The organism is Corynebacterium durum (assembly GCF_030408675.1).
Lineage (GTDB): Bacteria > Actinomycetota > Actinomycetes > Mycobacteriales > Mycobacteriaceae > Corynebacterium > Corynebacterium durum.
Window position 1 is genome coordinate 1,837,923 of record NZ_CP047200.1, and the last position, 18,673, is coordinate 1,856,595.

Here is an 18,673-nt window from a genome sequence, read left to right on the forward strand (position 1 = left end):
ATAATCACAACAACTAAACTTGGATCATTAGACCGTGCACGACTTTCATGATTCAACCCACGGCTAGATGACATTCTATCAAACTCAACAGCATAGCGTTGACTATCAAAAAAGTATACTGACTATCTGGACGATTTACATCAACAAGTTTACCATCATTATTGATTTACCATCGATCAGCACAAATAACTTTAACACCAAGTTTCTCAACATATTCACTATGCGCTTTAAGTGACTTGTGATACATCGATGTTTCATCGATGAGGGTTATTCAGCTGCTAGGGAAAGATCCCAGCCCGCTTTTCGTCGCCGGTAATAGCACCCCCAATAAGACCATATGCACTCTCATCAACGCCCTCAACCACGCACTCGCAACGCCACCGGTACCGGCAGACCTTCATCCTTCATCCTCGACTCCACGGCGTGATCAACGGGACGTTCGTACCGTGCTGTTTTGGGCTGACAGGCTAGAACTCAGCATAAGAAAACACAAAGCCACCGGGCACAACGTATGGATTATCACCGATCGAAGCGGCAACATTGTCGTCATCTTTAAGCCGTATATCGGCCGTGTCTACGATCTGACGGCTTTACACGAAGCGGGGCGGGTGCTGGATGCCTTGGATCCAAAGCATCTGACTGCCAATAAAGACTCGTGGGGGGCAGGGTGTGGCATGCCAGGCAAAAATAATCTGGCAAAAAGCAGTTGGAGTACTGGCAGATATGGTGTAACCGTAGGATTAGCCAGGTTCGTTGTGTGGTGGAACAAGCAATCGCGAGCGTGAAGACATAGCGTATTGTACATACCGATTACAGAATGCCAAAAGAGAAAGTTGCCATTCTTCAATAAACCCTGAAAAACCCTCAGTGATGCTAATATTTGACAATATGCTTACCTATAATTTCTCCCCAATCAATAAAAGACTCATCTAAATCACTGCCAGAATAGAAAAGTAAATATTCAGAGCGTTCTGGCGGAGCCATCTCACCTTCATTATCGTTATCAAAATCCACCAAAGCCCAACCATTAAATAATTCTCTGCGGAAGACTTTGTGCTTTTCCAGTTTTAGATCAGATTTAAAAGTCTCTTCATAGAGTTCAATGGCTTTTTTCGGAAGATCAGAGTTTCGCGCAATCATCAGATTTCCAGATGGACGTCCATCTGCGAGAGTGTACAGGGAATGCAGCTCTTCAGGGGATATAGACGACGATACCTCAAGTATCCCTCCGAAATTAGGTTTTACCGGATCAATAGCCTGAACAAATATGGAGAGTGGGTCTGTTCCTGGTGTCGGTGTCGTATCCTTCCACCAATGCACCGTGACATGCTCATTATCAAACCATGTATCAACATCCTCTTCAGTGCAACGCTTTGCAAAAATAAAGAACTGGGTTTCTGGATGATCATTCACATACTGAACAAGACGTTCAAACGGCACAACCTCGGGCTCCCCCATCGCATCCACCTCATAAAAATAGTATATGAACCTACCATCAGATTCTTGCAAGACCATCGAATACCCTCTCTTATTTCAAGCCTCGAGTGATAAATTTAACTGCTTTCTGAATAAGGTTTTTATCACCAGCGACCATTTTTATCTCGTCAGTCACTCATTCATGACACGATCACATAGCTGGTAAGCATGCACCATTCCGTCCTCCACAATATCTTTTACTGCATCAGACACGTTTGAAGGGCAAGCATCAATATTGTTCACTTTCGCATAATCTAACAACTTCTGCCCAGCATGAAGATACAAGCGCCCACGCCAATCGAGCCCCTTTAACTCTATCGAGTCACCCAAAGTAACGATATCCAGGCCAGGGTAATCCGCTGGATTCAAGGTTATGTGCAGCGCCTGAAGCGAAGTACAGATTGTCATATCCATCATACCCACAACGTTAAAAATATCCCGTAGGCTTTTCATCAGAGTTCCTAATGGAATGCGCCTCGCCGATCATTTCTGAAATAAGAATGGAGTAACTAGGGTACACGTTGATTGCATATGGTTCTATCAAGGAGGCGTGTACAGAAGACGCTGCAATTACTGTTCAAAATAATCTGTAACCTAACGACATTGAAGATAGACAAACCTCCCAACAGCAAAACATGGAAAGCAGATCACAGCAACCCCTGGCAGGCCTGTGGAAGGAGCTCAGGTATCAGGGTGACGGCAGGCATCACGATTAAAATGCCGTACGACTTGAACTCAGCAGGACTCCCCAGTCAATAAAATAACCATCCACATTACTATACGTTGGTATTAGAACAGTTTCCCATCTCTCGTCAGCATTCAAGCCACTTTCAAGACTTACTGCGTATGTAAATTTTGCCCAACCACTAAATACATCTTCCAGATATTTAGAAATAGCTTCCGATCGCCTATCAATATCATGCGCATTACCATCAACCGCGGCTTTAAAATTTTCAATAAATCCTGGATTGGGGTCTTGATCGCATGTCACCAGCAGCTCACCCGTGGGGTGACTGCTTGTTGGGTAGTATAATGAGCATAACTTTTCAGCATCGACAGGAGGAAAAACTTCTAGCAGTGCAGCAAAGTTAAGTCTCTTTGGAGAAGCAGCGAGAGACAACAATTCAATTACATCATAAGAATCTAGAGTCTCAGGGTCTATATCTTCAATGGCAGGTAATTTGGCTAGATTTTCCCACCAGTATACGTTTACTTTATCGTCATTCAACCACATGTCGATGTCTTCTTTCGTGCAGTGGTTTGCGGCGATAAAACATCTAGTTCCAGGATTATTTTTCAAATATTTTACGATTCGATCAAACGGAATCAGACTTTGTTCAAAAGGTACACGCACCTCGTAGCCATAATATTCTATTTTTTTCACACCCACACCTCTCTAATTGAAATTTTATCGTATTGTCAACTTTATAACTTCAAATAATTTCTTCTTTATATCTTTGCTTTCTTTCAAGAATTTTACTACTTCTTCCGATATGTATAATTTATTATCAAAATAGACCACTGTTAAATAAGGAAAGTTCGCACGTTTTAAAAACTTTATAGATGCCATTTACCGCCTCCTTCACCTTGCTCAATTGCCGTCCGTTTGGGCATCCTTCAATTTAGGTGCAGGTAGGTGTATATCGCTTCTACATCAATGTTGCGTGCGTTCACATAGTCCAGCAGCCTCTGTTCAGAATGAAACGGCAAACACTCATGCGGAGCAAGATTTTAACCATGTGAAGGTCACCTAAGCTATCAGTATTCAGTCCAGAATAACGCGACGGATCCAGGTTATGCATAGCCCCTGATGCAAAATAGATATTGCCATTCATGTCCACCATACTCGCAACATTGAAAACACGTCATAATGAACTCTCTTTCACCTATAAGAATATCGTCACTATGACAAATCATCGCGAGGGTTGCGCGCGCCCCCCTCTAACGCCCAGTCATACCTCGAGTGCATCAGGACCAAACGACCAGATCGAGTTGCCGACATACCTACACAGGGTCGCCAGATTCAGCACCGTCTCTCGCGGATCCTGTGAGCCGTACGCCCAGAGCCAGGTGGCATATAAAACCCGAGCCAGTTAAATACACACCCAGTTCCAGGTTCTGCACGCTTCCAGGGCACGAGTCAACGGAAACCAGCGACCCTGATGAAGCCAAGCTTTTCAACATCATCATCAACGACACAAGCGACGAGGTAAAGGTGTGTCGCAACACAGCAACAGCACTGATCACGGTACTTACCCGCCCGTTACGTCTCATCGCTGAGCTTCCCGACCGCAGGACACTTCCCCTCTTGCCACAGCGAAGCAGTAAACAAAGCCAATTTACCAGCGCACGACTGCTCGAAGCCGTTGAACCGCTGGCTAATGCCCTCAACCCGATCAGGAACAACCTAGATAGCGATACCACAGTCACCACCATCGCACCCGAAGGCTACGACACTGACATATACGTGCGTACTCTGCGCTGGCTCCTCAACGACGACGAGCATCTACTAGCTATCGCATTCCCATACCAGATGGACTCAAACAACCCTCTGACCATGGTTTCTGCTGCTTTCGATCTAAGAATGGACACATCATGGAACTTACTGAGACTGGAAAAGAAAATCGGTACCGTCTCTAAAACAGCAAGTGCATCGTTCATCGCGGTTGCCGACGCCCGCATCATCACCACCAATCCGCACGACTTCCGCAATCACGACACAACCAAAGGCGAAATCCCCCGTTCAGAAGTTCGTCACATTCAGTTTACTCCAACCGACAACGATAACTCGCGAACAAAAATCGACGTAACAACGGAGAAAATCGACCTTCACTGGACTTTTCCCGCAGCCGCCAACAATGACGACAATCAATGCCCTAGCCAAAATTCTTGAAAAAACCCCAGAAGTTGACGCACATCAACATCCCGAAATGGAAAAATGACAGCAAACAACAGCAACGCGCCATTCCACCCGCAACGAAAGAGGGCGTTGCTCCCCATTTACACCGTTTAATCATGTTACGGTGATAGTAACCATGATGAGACGTCCCCTATCTTCCCTGTTCAAGCCCACTTTTGAACGGAGTTAACGTGTGGGGGTACAAAACCGGCTTGAGAAAACTCGATACCGGCGTTTGGTGTGTAGTGGGTTGACCTGGTGTTTTTATCGTGATTTAAGGAAGCAAATGTGGGAATGTGATCTATTCGACGGGGGGTGTGTAAACCGTTTCCTCCGCCGCTGGTCAGAGGGGGTGTTTTTCTGGTAGGGTCAGATACCAAGTACCGCGATATAGCGGATGGAAACATGTGCTCATGTTTGGGTTGTCGTCATCATGATCGTCAGATACCAAGTACCGCGATATAGCGGATGGAAACAGCACACAAAAGCCGGAGTTCAAACACTAGATTCACCAGTCAGATACCAAGTACCGCGATATAGCGGCTACAAATCAATTGCCGAGAGAGAAACTCCTTCATGTAAGGCAATTTTCTCGCACGATGACTGATTAAATAAAAAGAGGGTCCGCGTAATCGTGGACCCCACTTTTCTGGTTAAATTTCGTTAGATAAATTCACACGAAGCGTCATTACCCGCAATGCACGATGACACCGATGGGCCAAACAGCCTAAAAAGGAATAACGTAGCGATGGAATTCTTGATGCCATCCACAATGCCTTCGCTGGATCTTGTCACTTGATTGTTTGTTTGCGGCTTTTGGTCAGCCGCGTGAACTGCGGGAACAGCGAGACCACTCGCAAGCATGCTGGTCGCCACAACCACTGCAAGACGGCGTTGAAGCTTCATAATTCCTCCTCTGGTCGGCTTCTAACCTTCTGATAGAAGTCAACTTATCACTAGATTGATGACGTGTCATTAATTAAATTCAAAATCGTCTGGCCAGTTAAAACAACGAATCACCAGAGAAATAACATACAAGATTGCATTCGGCCTCTATCCAGAAATGTTATCCCCTCAAACGACCACTGTCACACAAAAGCATTACAACATTCATCAGTTTGATGTAGAAAAGCCCTCACTGCGGACACCAAGCAACAGCTTGTTGAAGTCGGCGAAATCCACAAAGAAGGTTTTCAATCCCACACACCTCCCCACTTTCCAGCGCTGATACTGGTACGGACGATGCAACACCAATGACGGCACCCCACCTTAAGGCCGCAATCCGTATCGTTCCTGCAGCCTATAGGTGTTAAAATTAAAGTAACACCATACAGCAACCGGACTTGCAGCAGGAAGGCAGGAAAAAGGAGGGTTGCCACATGTCTGACATGGTTAAATGGCGGGACCGTTGGAAAACAATCACCGCCTGGGTTCTCATAGTCGTGGTGTGGGTGTGTACGCCATTCATAGGCGATAGGATCCCCACATGGGTTGCATGGGCATATTGCTTGTTCTCCCCCGCAGCGGTGATATTCGGACTTTATGTCGCGTGGACGAAGCGCAGCGTCTTCCTAGGGATTGCCTCTATCCTCACCATTTTCTCCTGGTTGATTATCCTGGTGGTTGGTTTAGCGCTGTTTGGTATTTAGACTGTACCCGCAGCCTGCTCATCGTAGTGGGCGCGGGCTGCAAGTATGTCATCAAAGTGTGTTTCGGTCCATCGAATGAGCACAGTGAGAGGTTTCAGAAGCGTACGCCCAAGCGGGGTGAGTTCGTAGTCCACACGTCGGGGCATGGTGCTCATCTCATGGCGGGCAACAATGCCGTCGCGTTCCAAGTGTCGGAGTGTATCGCTGAGTGTTTTCCTGCTGATCCCGCCAACAGCAGCCTGAAGGTCGCTGAACCGCTGGCGCTTCTCCCCTAGCGCAAGCAGAGTCAACGCGGTCCACGTACTGGTGATTTTGGTGAGTGCCGTGCGTGATGGGCAGGTTTGTTTGAGTACGTCCCAGTTGCGTGCCACTGCTTCCTCCAAGCACAATTCGGTCAAGCACAATTCGGTGATTTCAGTTACCTTTTCCCAGTTGTTACGTTGACGTAACCGCAGGTGGGGTTGTGAAGATGATACCTATGACTATTCATGATCCCATTGCGGTTGCGCAACACTATTTCGCTGCAGTCTCACAAGGCGATATGGAGACGGTAGCAGCACTCCTCGACCCGAACGTGGTCTGGCACCAGCCTGGCAATAACCGTTTCTCCGGCGCACACGAAGGCATCGCCGCCATCGCCCAATTGATTGGCGGCATGATGGAGGTGAGCGAGGGTACGTTCACTCTCACCGTGACTGGCCCGATGATGCGCAACGGCGACGATGTTGCAGTTCCCGTGCGTTTCCAGGGCCAACGTCAAAGCACCCCACAAGGCACACTAACAATGGACATGACGGGCATCGACCTCCTGACCGTCACGAACGGAAAAATCACCGCCGTCAGGCTTTTCTCGGAGGATCAACCTGGCGAAGATCAATTCTGGGGAACACCCTAGCCCACACGATGGCAAGCCCCACCCCCACCAAAAAAGTGGCAACAACAAAAGTCTCTGGATAGGCCACCCTCACAGCTACCACGCCCAGAATAAGAGACCCCACCCCGGTGCCACCATCAAAGGCCATGTTCCAGATCGCGCTGCCGTCGGAGAGCCTGGTACGTGGCAGTGAACCAAACAGGAGCAGCAGGGTTTCGTTTTGAATGGCCCCGAATCCGCTGCCAAATACCAGCGCGCCCACCAGTAGCACCCAGGCTGGCCACCCGAGCAGCAGTGCCAACGACACAATCACAAGCCCGGCAACGCCGCAGGCCAGCGACGGGATGAGAAGCAGCCCGGGGCCACCCACGCGGTCGGCAGTCACGCCCGCCAGGTAGCGCGCGATCATTTGCGCACCACCCACCACGGCAAGAATCAGCCCGGCAACCACGCCGGAAGAAGAAGCTGCGGGCAAGAAGGACGAGACTGCGCCGAATCCCATGGCCACGGTGGTGATTCCTACGCAGGGCACCACCACGGCACGCCACGGAATAGAGTCGCCACTGCCGCTACTTCCGCCTTCGGCCACGGTCCAGGGAATGAAAATGCACGCGACCGCGGCGAGCAGCCCCACCACGGCACCGAGGATGTACGCAGAAGCGAAAGAGTATTCCGTGGCCAGCCACACCCCCAGCGGCAAGCCAACAAGTTGCGCTAACCCGATAGCCAACCCCAACAGCCCAGACGCCCGGCCCAAAAAGCGCTTGGGCACCAGTTCGGCTACCAGCGCGGATTCAGCGACGGTCAAAGCACCGAATCCAATGCCCCGGAAGGCGGAGAGGGCGAGCACAAACGGGGCGTCGTCAAGCATGATGTGCCCCAGTGCGGGAACGCCCAGCATGATGGCGGCGAAGACCATCACGGGTGTGTAGCCGAAGCGGCGCAGGGCGCGGGGCGTGTTCCATTGGGTGAGCACGGAGCAGCCCATGAAGATGGCGGTGGTGGAACCGGCGAGGGCGTCGGAACCCCCGTTGGTGAGTACGCCCAGCGGTACCACCGGCAGGAGCACAGCCCAGCTCAGAAACGCCGCAGCCACCGCCACCAGGGTGGCTATAAAACCTGGGGTTTTCAGGACATTTCACCTATCATCCACAGCACCGCGGCGGTGAAGGCAACGGCCGCGCCGATGGCGGCGATGTAGGTCATGGCGCGGTTTTCCGCCTGATACGCCGACCACGCGCCACCTACCAGCAGCCCCGCGACGGCAAACAGCAGGTACACCAGCCACGTCATCTACAGGCTGCCTTTCGTGGAGGGCACACCCTGGACTCGGGGGTCGGACTCGGTGGCTTCCCGCAGCGCACGGGCCACGGCCTTATATTCCGCCTCGGTGATGTGGTGTGGGTCGCGCCCGTAGTGGCAGCGCAGGTGCAGGGCGATGCGGGCGTTCAGCGCCAGGGTTTCAAAGAAGTGTTCGTTGATCACGGTGGCGTAGTGCCCGCCGATGACGGTGGTGAGCATCTGCTCGGGTTCGCCGGTGATCACAAAGTAGGGGCGGCCGGAGACGTCCACAATGGCCTCGCATAGTGTTTCGTCCATGGGCAGCTGGCAAGACCCGAAACGGCGAATGCCGGACTTATCCCCCAGCGCCTGGTCCAGCGCCTGCCCCAGCACAATGCCCGTGTCCTCCACGGTGTGGTGCGCATCAATATTGATGTCACCATTGGCGTGCACAGACAAGTCGAAGCTGCCGTGCGCGCCGAAGGCGGTGAGCATGTGGTCGAAGAACGGCAGCCCCGTGTTGATGTCCGTGCGCCCCGTGCCGTCCAGGTTGATGCCCACGGTGATGCTGGATTCCCGGGTGGTGCGCTCCACGCGTCCGACGCGGGCGTTGCGTTCTATCTCAGGCACGGGTGGCCTACCTTTCTACTTTTTCATGTGGATGGGCGCTACCTTAGCAGCTGCTGCTAACAACGCGTCATTTTCCTCCGGCAGCCCGACGGTGGCACGCAGGTATCCCGGCACGCCCACATCGCGGATGAGCACCCCCTCCCCCAAAAACGCCTGCCATGCTGCGGCGGAGTCGGAGAAATCACCGAAGAACACAAAGTTCGCCTCGGTGGGCACAATGCTGTAGCCCAGCTTCTCAAGGCCAGCCACCACACGGTCGCGTTCCGACGCCAGCTTGGCCACCGTTGCCAACGTATCGTCACTGTGCCTCAACGCCACAATGGCCGCCGCCTGGGAAAGCTTGGACAAATGATACGGCAGGCGCACCAGCATCACTGCCTGCACAAACGCGGGGGCAGCCACAAAGTACCCGAGGCGCCCACCCGCAAAGTCGAAGGCTTTGCTCATGGTGCGGGACACCACCAGGGTGGCGGGGTACTCCTCCAGCAGCGTCACCGCCGAGGGGGAATCGGAAAACTCGGCGTAGGCTTCATCGACGATCACGATGCCCGGCGCGGCGTCAAGAATGGTACGAATGTCATCGAGGCTGGTCACGCCGCCAGTGGGGTTGTTGGGGGTGGTGATGAAAATAACGTGGGGTTGTTCCTCAGCGATGGTGCGCAGCGCTGCGTCCAGGTCGATGTCAAAGTTTTCCCCGACGCGGGGGCAGTTGAGAAATTTCGTGTGGGTGCCCGTGGAGAGAATGGGGTGCATGGAATAGCTGGGTTGGAATCCTAGGGCAGTGCGCCCCGGCCCGCCGAATGCCTGCAGGAGCTGTTGAAGCACTTCGTTGGAACCGTTGGCGGCCCAGAGGTTGTCGCGTGTGACAGCCACGCCGGTCTGCGAGGTGATGTACTCGGCCAGGGCAGTGCGTAGTTCCACATTGTCGCGTTCTGGGTAGCGGTTGAGGGTGCGGGCCTGCGTGCCGATTTCCTCCACCAGATCCGCCACCAGCGCCTCGGAGGGCGCGTAGGGGTTTTCGTTGGTGTTCAGGCGCACGTCCACTTCGAGTTGGGGCGCTCCGTAGGCCTCTTCGCTGCGGAGCTCTTCGCGCAACGGCAGATCGGCCAGGGTGGTGGAGGCGGCTAAAGGCTGGGCGGTCGGTTCAGAAGCAGTGGATTTAGTCATGGGCGGTTTTCCATTCAGAGGTTTTCAAAGCGGGCGCGGATGGCTTCGCCATGGGCGGGAAGCTGCTCGGCGTCGGCAAGTGTCACCACGGTGTCGGCGATGTCTTTCAGTGCGGCCTCGTCGTAGTCAATGAGGTGCACTGATTTCAGGAAGGTGTGGGTGGATAGCCCCGAGCTGTGGCGCGCCGTCCCGGAGGTGGGCAGCACGTGGTTGGACCCGGCGGAGTAGTCCCCCAGCGGCACGGGTGAATGCTCACCCACAAAGATCGCCCCGGCGTTGGTGATGCGTTCGGCCACCTCGCGGGCGTTTTCGGTGTGGATTTCCAGATGTTCGGCGGCGTAGGCATCGGCGACGCGGATGGCGGCGTCGAGGTCGTCTACCAGCACAATCCCGGATTGTTCGCCCCGCAGCGCCTGGGCCACACGCTCGGCGTTGAGGGTGACGCCATAACGGGCCTCCACTTCGCGGTCCACGTCAGCGGCGAGCTGCGCGGAGGGGGTGATCAGTACGCTGGCGGCCATGACGTCGTGCTCGGCCTGGCTGATCAGGTCGTAGGCAACGCTGACGGGATTGGCCGTGTCATCAGCCACAATGGCGATTTCCGTGGGCCCTGCCTCGGAATCAATGCCCACGACGCTGCGGCACAGGCGCTTGGCGGCGGTGACGTAAATGTTGCCGGGTCCGGTGATCATGTCCACGGGTTCGAGCTGGTGGGGCTCGTCACCGTAGGCCAGCAGCGCCACGGCCTGCGCGCCGCCCACGGCCCACACCTCCTGCACTCCCAGCAGCTGGCAGGCCGCCAGGATGGTGGGGTGCGGCCAACCGCCAAACTGGGCCTGCGGCGGGGAGGCCACCACCAGCGAGGACACGCCCGCTTCCTGCGCGGGCACCACGTTCATAATCACGCTGGAGGGATACACGGCGTTGCCACCCGGCACGTACAGTCCCACACGTTCCACGGGGATGAACTTCTCCGTCACCGTCCCGCCGGCCGCGAGTTCCACCGTGTGACCTGCGGGTTTCTGCGCTGCATGCACGGCACGCACACGGGCGATGGATTCCCGCAGCGCCTCGGTGACCTTGGGGTCCAGCTCGCACGCGGCCTGTTCGATGACGTCAGCGGGCACGCGTATCGACGCCGGTTGTACCCCATCAAACTTCTCCCCGTACTCCAGCGCTGCCTCCGCGCCGCGCCCCCGCACCTCCCGCACCAGCGGCTCCACCACGGGAAGCACCGAATCAACGTCCGTGCCGCCGCGCGGCAGGGTTCGCCGCAGTTCGCTTATCGACGCCGTGCGCCCCCGCAGGTCAACAACATTCAGCATGAGAAAAACCACATCCCAACATTTGTGTTTCGATTCGTCCATTCTAATGCAGGAACGTACCAGTGCTGAGATGTGGTTCTGGGGGTTGTAGCGGTCTCCGGTTTAGTATCCAGCGTGTCCGCCGCCACCGCCGGGCAGTTCAGGGGCGGGAGCCGCCGGAGCGGGTGCTTCAGCTGGTGCCGGGGCAGCCGGGGCGGGCGCTTGTGCCGGAGCCTGCTGAGCTGGTGCTTGCTGTGCAGGAGCCTGCTGGGCTGGTGCCTGTCCTCCAGGAGCAGCTGGGGCTGCGGGTGCCTGCTCTGGGGCCTGTGCCGGAGCGGAGGCATCAGACGGTGCTCCCATTGGTGCGGAGCTCTCCATGGCGGGTGCAGAGGTCGTGGGGGCAGCGCTGGAGGAGGTGGTGGCCTTGGTGCTCGCGGTGGAACTTTCTCCGGATTTCCCGTCGTTGTTGCAGGCGGTCAGAGTGCCAGCGACAGCGACAGAGGCCAGGGCCATAGCAACAAACTTACGATCAAACATGATTATGTCTCTCTTTCTCCGTATCAACATACGGTCAATGTGCGGTCACCGCGTGCGTGTGGCCGCATGGGCTGGTCGGCGTGCCGGTTTGCGGGCTGTTGCGCGCATCAGGGGATCATCAACAAAGGTGAACAGCACCCACGCCAGTGCGACGGAAAGTACGAAACTCCCCACGGCGGCTAGCAGCCACCCAAAGAATCCGTATTCTCCACCGGCGACGAAATAGCGCTGTACAAACACCATCACCGGGAATTGCACCATATAAAACGCGAACGAAATGTTGCCCAGCAGTACCGAGCGAGGGCTTGCAATAAACCTCGACACTCCTTCGATGTCCCGCACAGCCAACGTAGCAATCACATACGTCATGGGCAATGACATCAATACCGACATTTTGAACGCTATCGGTACAAACCACGTTGTGCCGTAGGACATGCCCAACAGAATCAACGGCAGTGTGAGGTCAGTGTTGTGGAACTGTTTTTCCCACACAAGCTTCGCCGCAAACACGCCCAAATAGAACTCCACCAGGCGAGTCAGCGGGAAATAATAGGACAGCCAATAGGATTGCAACACCGGAATGTGGTCTTGGGAAAACCACACTGGGTCTGCATGCACATCCGCTACGGGCGATACATCCTGGGGCCAGAGACGCGGAACGAAGAAGTTCTCGGTGGTTTTCGGGCCGTCGGCAAGCAAGTGCACAACGGTGATGATGCCCAGCGACACCGCAAACATCGCACCCAATGCCCACCAGTTTCCCCGCCCACGGACGCGGCGAACCAGCGGCACAAACAGGGGAAACGTGAGGTAGAACAGCATTTCCGCGCACAGCGACCACGACGGCACGTTCATCCCGCCCAGCACTGCCCAATCCGGGTTCCAGGTGTGAATCAGCAGGGCGTTGGGGAGCCACACCTTCAAACGATCAAAGGACAACGCCCAGGTGATGCTGCTGGCCGTGACCGTGGCCGAGGCCAGGACGAACATCACCAGCGTGATCAGGTGCATGGGGAAAATTTTGGTCAGGCGGCGTCGGCAATAGTAGAGGGCGTCGCTGACGCCGCTGACCTCGCTGTTGGACCAGTAGATGAGAAAACCCGACAGGATGAAAAAGAACGTCACCCCGGCCGAACCCAACTGCATGGGAACCACAGTGTGGATCTGGCGAAACAGCTCCGACTTCTGAAACGGATACACCGGCAAAAACACCAGCGCATGCAGCACATACACCAGCATGGCCGCCCACCACCGAGCCCCCGTCAACGATGGGAGGTTCGGTCGGCGCGACGGCGACGGAGTGGACGACGGTGGAGATGACTTCAGCTGACCAACAGCCATGTCACGCCCCACCACTACTGGCGGACATACTGGGCGATGATGTCACCCGTGATCTCTTCAGCATGTACTGATGGGTGCCACACGCCGCCCATCATGGTGGCGCGGGCATCGCCAACGCCGTTCACCCATGGATCCGCAGAGCAGGAGCTGTGTCCTGCACTGGCTGTTTTCAGGTCAATGAAGCCCAGTTTCAGCTGTTCAGCGGCCTCACGCTGGGCACGGTCAATGTTATTGACTGCCTGTACCAATGCCGGGGCATCGGCCTTACGTGCCTGTTGTCCCGCGACGTTGGTGCACACCTCGCCGCCTGACGGGGGTACCATCTCCTGGTACCCCACCAATGTGATCTTGGCCTTTGGTGCGTAGTACTTCAGGTAGTCCACAACCTGGCGAACTCGGTCCGCATAGTGCGTGCCCGTGATGGCAGCCGGATCCTGCATAGCACCAGCGCGAACGGCCTCATCACCACAACCGTGTGCAACGTCAAAGAGGCAGTGCTTCACTGAGTCCTTCATGGTCACTTGAGTGCCCCATGCATCATTGAAACCCAGCTGAATAAAAATGTGCTCGGTGCGCTGTCCCAAAGCCCCACGGGCAGAGGCGCTTCGAACCTGATCGGAGAAGTGAAGATTCGGACCAGAGTTGATAGTGCTGCCCCAGCAGGAGGAATCAATCAGATCGCCGGGTGCCAGCCCCAGCTTACGTTGCAGTTGCATGGGCCAGGCAGTGTTGCTGCGGAAACAGCCACGGTCATCGGCCCACAGAGGTGCGTTGGTACCTGCTGTGTGGGAATCACCAAACACCACCACCTTGGCACCGCCTTCAGGGGCGCGGGTATCCGTACCCTGGCTGGAGGTCAGTGCCTTAGCAACATCAGGACTACTCTGCGCTTCCGCCTGAGGTGCTTGGGGGGACATACCTGCGCAGAGGGCCACGGCGAACACGGCACTTGCGGTCGCGGTCGCAATTTTCACGGCTTTCCTGGTGGCTCCTGTTGGGAGCGTGCGCGAGGGATTGGTCAGGGCAGCCTGTGGTGCCCTGCGCTGTGATCGAGCATGAAACATCATCAAATAACTTCCGGGGTGTGTGAACGTAGTAGGTACGTAATAGGTATCGGCATGCATACACAATGCGTTTCATCAGGGTTCATCAACTAACCCCAACTAACACATCAGCTATTACCTATGTTGATACTTAAATGCTCATGCTAAAAAAATAAATTTTTTCAGTCAAGCACAAGGGGCTGGTTTTCTGATCGAAATATTTTGCTGACCTGTACGCAAACTGCCTACAATGTAGCATCTAAAGGGCGCTTTTACAGCAAAGTCCACGGTAAAGCGTCGGATTGTTACATATCCCACAAACAAATATAAATGCATATACACATTTATCTGAATTGATAAACCCGGCTTCACATTATCTACATTGTTACACATGCATTACCCAGACTCAGGTGCCCTCATTCAGGGTGAATATTATACGTAACTCAAAAAAGTTCCGTACACTCAAAGTGGTATCAGCGTTGCGCTACCGGCACGTGCCATATCAGCAATGCCGGGTGGTCATGACAGCGCAGCGCTCTCTGCCCCAATTCCCCGCCAGAGGCAGAGGTAAGGAGGATCAGCAATGGCCGCCGTGGAGCCGCACCTCATCACCCACATCACCATCAACCAAGTCAAATACGCCATTGGTCGGCTTGGCTTCCTACCTATCAGCCCGCCGGTCAACTCTCCCCACGACGCCCAAGACCGCATCATCATTCCTTGGCAGCATCACCGCACCATGGTGCATTTCGCCGAGGAAGAAGGCAAGCATCTTGTCGCGCTGTCCACGGTGCGCGGCCAGCTGGATCTTTCCCAATTCAACGATGCCGCACATTTGCTGTCCGAGTGGAATCGGCGCCGCCTCGGCCCCACCTCGCTTGTGTACATGTCCAACGAGGGCGACTTGGGCTTGGAAATGCGTTCTTCTCTCCTCATCGAAGATGGTGCCTCCCCCGCTCAAATCGTGGCTTTCCTCCACGCCGCCCACGAAACCGATATCCTCGCCGTCAATCACTTCCTGGCGGCCTTTCCCGAAATGCGTTCCTCCCTCCCCTTGGATGAGGCAACCACACGGGACCAGCTGGCCTTTGCTCTGCCGCTGCCTCACATTGCTGAACGCCCCATCATCCCGCCGCCATCAGCGCAGCGCATCATCCCTGCCCACGACAACACGCTGTCCACCAACATCACCATTGACCGCATCGCAGCCACACTCAAAGACTTGGGGATTCAGCAGTATGACGACGATGATCCCCACCACATCACCACCGGATTCAACGGCGTACCAATCGCATTTTTCATCGAATCCGGCCCCACACTCCTTATCCGCGCGTTCTGGTTCCCCGACCTAGACCCAGACAGCGACTTCATACGCACATTCCTCATCTGCAACGACTGGAACGAAACCTCCACCTGCACCAAAGCCTTCCCCACCACTGACGACTACGGACTCCAAGTCCACGTCGATTATGTCGCCCCCATGAGTCTCGGCCTCACCCACCACCAACTCAGCCACAGCATCATCAGTGCCGTCCAACTCCTCCTCGAAGGACTCCACAGCATCAGCGTAGACACCTGCGGAACTAGCGCCGTGCACTGGCCACCGCCACCCCCCTGACGCTTGTAGGGTTGATGCTTAGCTGACGACGCCCGCCTCTTCTTCCTGGCCTTCTTCCTCTTCTTGGCCTTCCTCGGCCAACGCTTCCTCCTCGACCGGGCTATACACCAGCCAAACAAGACGCAGCCAGCACAACACGGTGGTAACAAGACCCGCCACAATCAAACCATGCAGGCCAGAGACCTCCACCACCACATCAAACGAATCCCCCGGGTGCAAGCTCTCCGCATCAGGAATAGGCCACCGCCATCGCGACACCAGCTCCACGCACTGACTAAACATCACCACCCCCAGCAGGCCATTAGCCAGCAGCAACACAGGCACTACCCCACGGAACCATCGCACCGCACGCGCCCACGACATGTCGGGGTAAAACCGCCCAAAGATCCATAGGCACAGCACCACCACCACTGCGGCAAAGACGGCCACCGTACCCAAATACGAACAAAACGCCCCAAACTCCCGTGACGACGCCGACTGCTCAGCCACCTCCACAGTGCCCCCCTCCAGCACGTTCAGCGTATATCGCGGACGCAACAACCCCCACACAGCGCCCACCACGCCAAACACGAGCACACTCACGCTCAGCCACACAGCCTCTAGGCGCATGAGTGTCACAGGTTTAGCCTGACGACGCTCGCCCCCATCACTCGCATCAACAGAGGCATCAGGGGCATCAACAAAAGCACTCACAGTATGGCAACACTACACTAGCGCTGCCCCAGGTACGCCGAATCTACCCGACCATGACGCGAACACGACGCATCCCAGCCATCCGGTCGGACCTGCACCACCATTCTTCTCCCACACAACTGGCAAAACCGTGGGGCCTCCAACCCGGCGCGCGCCGACGGCGACAGCTTAATCACCGTGCCCTCCTCAATGCGCTGACCAGTATTCGGATGAAACACTGGGGAGTCACCGCACAGCAGCGCCGTCAGCAGCTCATCACTTGTGACTTCGCGCATGCTACACCGTGGCATTCAAGGCTTTGATCGGCAGACGCAGCTTGCCCATCATGTCCAAATCCTGCTCCTGCGGGCGGCCTAACGTGGTCAAGTAGTTGCCGACGATAATGGCGTTGATGCCACCCTGCAGCCCCTGCTCCGCACCAAGATCGCCCAAGGTCAACTCGCGTCCACCAGCGAATCGCAGAATCGTTTTCGGCAGCGCCAAACGGAACGCGCCGATGGCACGCAGGGCGTCGGAAGCCTCCATCACCTCATAGTCCGCAAACGGGGTGCCCGGGCGCGGATCCAGGAAGTTCATGGGTACCTCTTCGGGTTGCAGTTCCTGCAGGTCAGCGGCAAACTCGGCACGCTGCTCCAGGCTCTCCCCCATGCCGAGAATGCCACCGGAGCACACCTCAATCCCGGCTTCCTTGATCATACGGAGGGTTTCGCGCCGGGACTCCCAGGTGTGGGTGGTTACCACGCTGGGGAAGAATGACTTGGCTGTTTCCAGGTTGTGGTTGTAGCGGTGAATGCCAGCGGCCGCGAGACGGTCAACCTGTTCCTGGGTGAGAATGCCCACTGAGGCGGCGACGTGAATGTCCACTTCTGCTTGGATGGCGGCGATGGCTTTTTCCATCTGGGACATGAGGTTTTCGTCTGGCCCTTTGACGGCGGCGACGATGCAGAATTCCGTGGCCCCGGTTTTTGCGGTTTGTTTGGCTGCTTCCACCAGACCAGGGATGTCCAGCCAGGCGGCGCGCACGGGGGATTCAAACAGGCCGGATTGCGAGCAGAAGTGACAATCTTCGGGGCAGCCGCCGGTTTTGAGGGAGACGATTCCTTCTACTTCCACTTCTTCACCGCACCAGGCCAGGCGCACTTCGTGTGCCAGGGCGAGGAGGTCTTGGAGGTTGTCGTCGGGTAACTGGAGGACCTGAAGAATTTCTTCTTTGGATAAACCGATGCCCTGTTTCAGAACTTTTTCGCGGGCAAGCTCAAGGATGGCAGGTAGTTGGGTGGTGGTCATGGTTGCGGTGTGCTCCTTTGTGGGTTGGGTCAGATCGCAGGTTGGGCTGGAAACCTTGCATTAAAAACCCAAAATACCCCGCACCTAGAACAGTGTTCAAGTGCGGGGCTAGCCTGCGGGGTGTTCCCGCAGCAAACGCGCTATTCTATCTGCACATCTTCCAAGCGCCGTTTTCCCTCTGGAAACGCATCACGCCAGTTTCAGTCTTGCCGTTTGATGTGTGAGTCACAGACGCAGAAGCGGATTCACCATTCACGCGGACATCTTCCACGGAATCCACCGTCGGCTTGGCCTTCTGGTAATCCGGGATGGACTCCAGCGGCAGGTCCGGAACTTCGTTCAAATCCGGTGCGCCGCCGCCCTCTTCAATCAAGCGGGCGCACGTGTTATTGACCGTGGTAGCCATGAACTGACGCAAGGTTCCGGTGGGCACCATGCTGCGCACCACGTTAGTGATCGCATCCTTATCACCTGCACTTGCGGGCTGCCCCTCAATCGGAGCAAGTTGCTGCGCCTGGATGGGGTTGTCCAGATTAACCTCAGGCGGCACTGCTGGCTCACTTGCCGGCGCCGGGGCCTCCGACGTGGGAGCCGCCGACGACGTAGCTGCGGAAGTGGACGCATCGGATGACGACGTAGCCTGCTTGGCCACAGCACTCACACTGCTGGCGCTACTCGTGGAACCCTCAGCCTTGTTTTCTTCTTTATTAGAACCACAGGCACCAAGGACCAAAGGGGTCACACAAACACCCACGATCATGGCCTTTTTCAACACTGACATGGTCTGCACTACGAAATGCTCCTACCTCAAACATTTGCGACTCTTTGACGCCAACGGCACTCAAACTTACACCACCCTACCAAGGACACCACG

The 18,673-nt window shown here is 55.5% G+C and carries 21 protein-coding genes; 4 read left to right on the forward strand and 17 right to left on the reverse strand.

Going from position 1 to position 18,673, the window contains the following annotated elements; genetic code table 11:
- Positions 1-873: 873 nt before the first annotated feature.
- From CDUR_RS08540 to CDUR_RS08550, 3 genes are all read right to left on the reverse strand, one after another.
- Positions 874-1,515 carry a hypothetical protein gene (locus CDUR_RS08540; protein ID WP_179417882.1) on the reverse strand — a complete coding sequence of 214 codons (642 nt, stop codon included), beginning with the start codon at positions 1,513-1,515 and terminating at the stop codon, positions 874-876.
- A gap of 93 nt (positions 1,516-1,608) precedes the next feature.
- Positions 1,609-1,929, reverse strand: coding sequence for a hypothetical protein (locus CDUR_RS08545; protein ID WP_290207233.1), 321 nt, complete (start codon positions 1,927-1,929; stop codon positions 1,609-1,611).
- A gap of 259 nt (positions 1,930-2,188) precedes the next feature.
- A complete protein-coding gene (locus tag CDUR_RS08550) occupies positions 2,189-2,860 on the reverse strand; it encodes a hypothetical protein (RefSeq protein WP_179417884.1) in 672 nt (223 codons plus the stop codon).
- Between the two features lie 663 nt (positions 2,861-3,523).
- On the opposite strand from CDUR_RS08550, the gene CDUR_RS08555 reads away from it, so the two are divergent.
- Positions 3,524-4,369 carry a hypothetical protein gene (locus tag CDUR_RS08555; RefSeq protein ID WP_179417885.1) on the forward strand — a complete coding sequence of 282 codons (846 nt, stop codon included), beginning with the start codon at positions 3,524-3,526 and terminating at the stop codon, positions 4,367-4,369.
- A gap of 669 nt (positions 4,370-5,038) precedes the next feature.
- Here the strand turns inward: CDUR_RS08555 and CDUR_RS08560 are convergent.
- Positions 5,039-5,281: a hypothetical protein gene (locus tag CDUR_RS08560; protein ID WP_179417886.1), complete on the reverse strand. Its 243-nt coding sequence runs from the start codon at positions 5,279-5,281 to the stop codon at positions 5,039-5,041.
- A 473-nt stretch (positions 5,282-5,754) separates the two neighbouring features.
- Between CDUR_RS08560 and CDUR_RS08565 the strand changes: the two genes are divergently transcribed.
- Positions 5,755-6,024 carry a hypothetical protein gene (locus CDUR_RS08565; protein WP_179417887.1) on the forward strand — a complete coding sequence of 90 codons (270 nt, stop codon included), beginning with the start codon at positions 5,755-5,757 and terminating at the stop codon, positions 6,022-6,024.
- On the opposite strand, the gene CDUR_RS08570 is transcribed toward CDUR_RS08565, so the two are convergent.
- Positions 6,021-6,422: a winged helix-turn-helix transcriptional regulator gene (locus tag CDUR_RS08570; protein WP_179417888.1), complete on the reverse strand. Its 402-nt coding sequence runs from the start codon at positions 6,420-6,422 to the stop codon at positions 6,021-6,023. The genes CDUR_RS08565 and CDUR_RS08570 overlap by 4 nt on opposite strands.
- A gap of 80 nt (positions 6,423-6,502) precedes the next feature.
- Between CDUR_RS08570 and CDUR_RS08575 the strand changes: the two genes are divergently transcribed.
- Entirely contained in the window at positions 6,503-6,919 is a 417-nt protein-coding gene (locus tag CDUR_RS08575) for a nuclear transport factor 2 family protein (protein WP_179417889.1), read from the forward strand.
- Here CDUR_RS08575 and CDUR_RS08580 read toward each other — a convergent pair.
- From CDUR_RS08580 to CDUR_RS08615, 8 genes are all read right to left on the reverse strand, one after another.
- Positions 6,864-7,994 (reverse strand): MFS transporter, encoded by a 1,131-nt coding sequence (locus CDUR_RS08580; RefSeq protein WP_290207240.1) that lies wholly within the window; start codon positions 7,992-7,994, stop codon positions 6,864-6,866. The two genes, CDUR_RS08575 and CDUR_RS08580, sit on opposite strands and share 56 nt — an antisense overlap.
- A gap of 32 nt (positions 7,995-8,026) precedes the next feature.
- A complete protein-coding gene (locus CDUR_RS08585; RefSeq protein WP_179417891.1) occupies positions 8,027-8,191 on the reverse strand; it encodes a hypothetical protein in 165 nt (54 codons plus the stop codon).
- Entirely contained in the window at positions 8,192-8,800 is a 609-nt protein-coding gene (gene hisB / locus CDUR_RS08590; RefSeq protein WP_179419083.1) for an imidazoleglycerol-phosphate dehydratase HisB, read from the reverse strand. It abuts the gene before it with no gap.
- A 24-nt stretch (positions 8,801-8,824) separates the two neighbouring features.
- Positions 8,825-9,976, reverse strand: coding sequence for a histidinol-phosphate transaminase (locus tag CDUR_RS08595; protein ID WP_179417892.1), 1,152 nt, complete (start codon positions 9,974-9,976; stop codon positions 8,825-8,827).
- Positions 9,977-9,990: 14 nt separating this feature from the next.
- Positions 9,991-11,301 (reverse strand): histidinol dehydrogenase, encoded by a 1,311-nt coding sequence (gene hisD, locus CDUR_RS08600; protein ID WP_179417893.1) that lies wholly within the window; start codon positions 11,299-11,301, stop codon positions 9,991-9,993.
- Positions 11,302-11,403: 102 nt separating this feature from the next.
- Entirely contained in the window at positions 11,404-11,817 is a 414-nt protein-coding gene (locus CDUR_RS08605; protein WP_040360102.1) for a hypothetical protein, read from the reverse strand.
- A gap of 45 nt (positions 11,818-11,862) precedes the next feature.
- Positions 11,863-13,158, reverse strand: a complete 1,296-nt coding sequence (locus CDUR_RS08610) for an acyltransferase family protein (RefSeq protein WP_179417894.1) — start codon at positions 13,156-13,158, stop codon at positions 11,863-11,865.
- A gap of 14 nt (positions 13,159-13,172) precedes the next feature.
- Positions 13,173-14,075, reverse strand: coding sequence for an SGNH/GDSL hydrolase family protein (locus tag CDUR_RS08615; RefSeq protein WP_233453043.1), 903 nt, complete (start codon positions 14,073-14,075; stop codon positions 13,173-13,175).
- Between the two features lie 709 nt (positions 14,076-14,784).
- Between CDUR_RS08615 and CDUR_RS08620 the strand changes: the two genes are divergently transcribed.
- Positions 14,785-15,819, forward strand: coding sequence for a type III secretion system chaperone family protein (locus CDUR_RS08620; protein ID WP_179417895.1), 1,035 nt, complete (start codon positions 14,785-14,787; stop codon positions 15,817-15,819).
- An 18-nt stretch (positions 15,820-15,837) separates the two neighbouring features.
- Here the strand turns inward: CDUR_RS08620 and CDUR_RS08625 are convergent, their stop codons facing one another.
- The 4 genes from CDUR_RS08625 to CDUR_RS08640 all read right to left on the reverse strand — a co-directional run bounded on the left by CDUR_RS08625 (position 15,838) and on the right by CDUR_RS08640 (position 18,541).
- A complete protein-coding gene (locus tag CDUR_RS08625) occupies positions 15,838-16,512 on the reverse strand; it encodes a hypothetical protein (protein WP_179417896.1) in 675 nt (224 codons plus the stop codon).
- A gap of 17 nt (positions 16,513-16,529) precedes the next feature.
- Entirely contained in the window at positions 16,530-16,787 is a 258-nt protein-coding gene (bsaP, locus tag CDUR_RS08630; protein ID WP_179417897.1) for a biotin synthase auxiliary protein BsaP, read from the reverse strand.
- A 1-nt stretch (position 16,788) separates the two neighbouring features.
- Entirely contained in the window at positions 16,789-17,799 is a 1,011-nt protein-coding gene (gene bioB, locus CDUR_RS08635) for a biotin synthase BioB (protein ID WP_179417898.1), read from the reverse strand.
- Positions 17,800-17,944: 145 nt separating this feature from the next.
- On the reverse strand, positions 17,945-18,541 hold the full coding sequence (locus tag CDUR_RS08640; RefSeq protein ID WP_179417899.1) for a hypothetical protein: 597 nt from the start codon (positions 18,539-18,541) through the stop codon (positions 17,945-17,947).
- Between the last annotated feature and the right edge of the window lie 132 nt (positions 18,542-18,673).

Bases quoted from the DNA above. Each gene is read 5' to 3' on its own strand.
- CDUR_RS08605 (WP_040360102.1), bottom strand. From the start codon at position 11,817: ATGTTTGATCGTAAGTTTGTTGCTATGGCCCTGGCCTCTGTCGCTGTC.
- CDUR_RS08595 (WP_179417892.1), bottom strand. From the start codon at position 9,976: ATGACTAAATCCACTGCTTCTGAACCGACCGCCCAGCCTTTAGCCGCC.
- CDUR_RS08610 (WP_179417894.1), bottom strand. From the start codon at position 13,158: ATGGCTGTTGGTCAGCTGAAGTCATCTCCACCGTCGTCCACTCCGTCG.
- CDUR_RS08560 (WP_179417886.1), bottom strand. From the start codon at position 5,281: ATGAAGCTTCAACGCCGTCTTGCAGTGGTTGTGGCGACCAGCATGCTT.
- CDUR_RS08540 (WP_179417882.1), bottom strand. From the start codon at position 1,515: ATGGTCTTGCAAGAATCTGATGGTAGGTTCATATACTATTTTTATGAG.
- bsaP (WP_179417897.1), bottom strand. From the start codon at position 16,787: ATGCGCGAAGTCACAAGTGATGAGCTGCTGACGGCGCTGCTGTGCGGT.
- CDUR_RS08615 (WP_233453043.1), bottom strand. From the start codon at position 14,075: ATGTCCCCCCAAGCACCTCAGGCGGAAGCGCAGAGTAGTCCTGATGTT.
- CDUR_RS08565 (WP_179417887.1), top strand. From the start codon at position 5,755: ATGTCTGACATGGTTAAATGGCGGGACCGTTGGAAAACAATCACCGCC.
- CDUR_RS08585 (WP_179417891.1), bottom strand. From the start codon at position 8,191: ATGACGTGGCTGGTGTACCTGCTGTTTGCCGTCGCGGGGCTGCTGGTA.
- CDUR_RS08575 (WP_179417889.1), top strand. From the start codon at position 6,503: ATGACTATTCATGATCCCATTGCGGTTGCGCAACACTATTTCGCTGCA.
- CDUR_RS08545 (WP_290207233.1), bottom strand. From the start codon at position 1,929: ATGAAAAGCCTACGGGATATTTTTAACGTTGTGGGTATGATGGATATG.
- CDUR_RS08620 (WP_179417895.1), top strand. From the start codon at position 14,785: ATGGCCGCCGTGGAGCCGCACCTCATCACCCACATCACCATCAACCAA.
- bioB (WP_179417898.1), bottom strand. From the start codon at position 17,799: ATGACCACCACCCAACTACCTGCCATCCTTGAGCTTGCCCGCGAAAAA.
- hisD (WP_179417893.1), bottom strand. From the start codon at position 11,301: ATGCTGAATGTTGTTGACCTGCGGGGGCGCACGGCGTCGATAAGCGAA.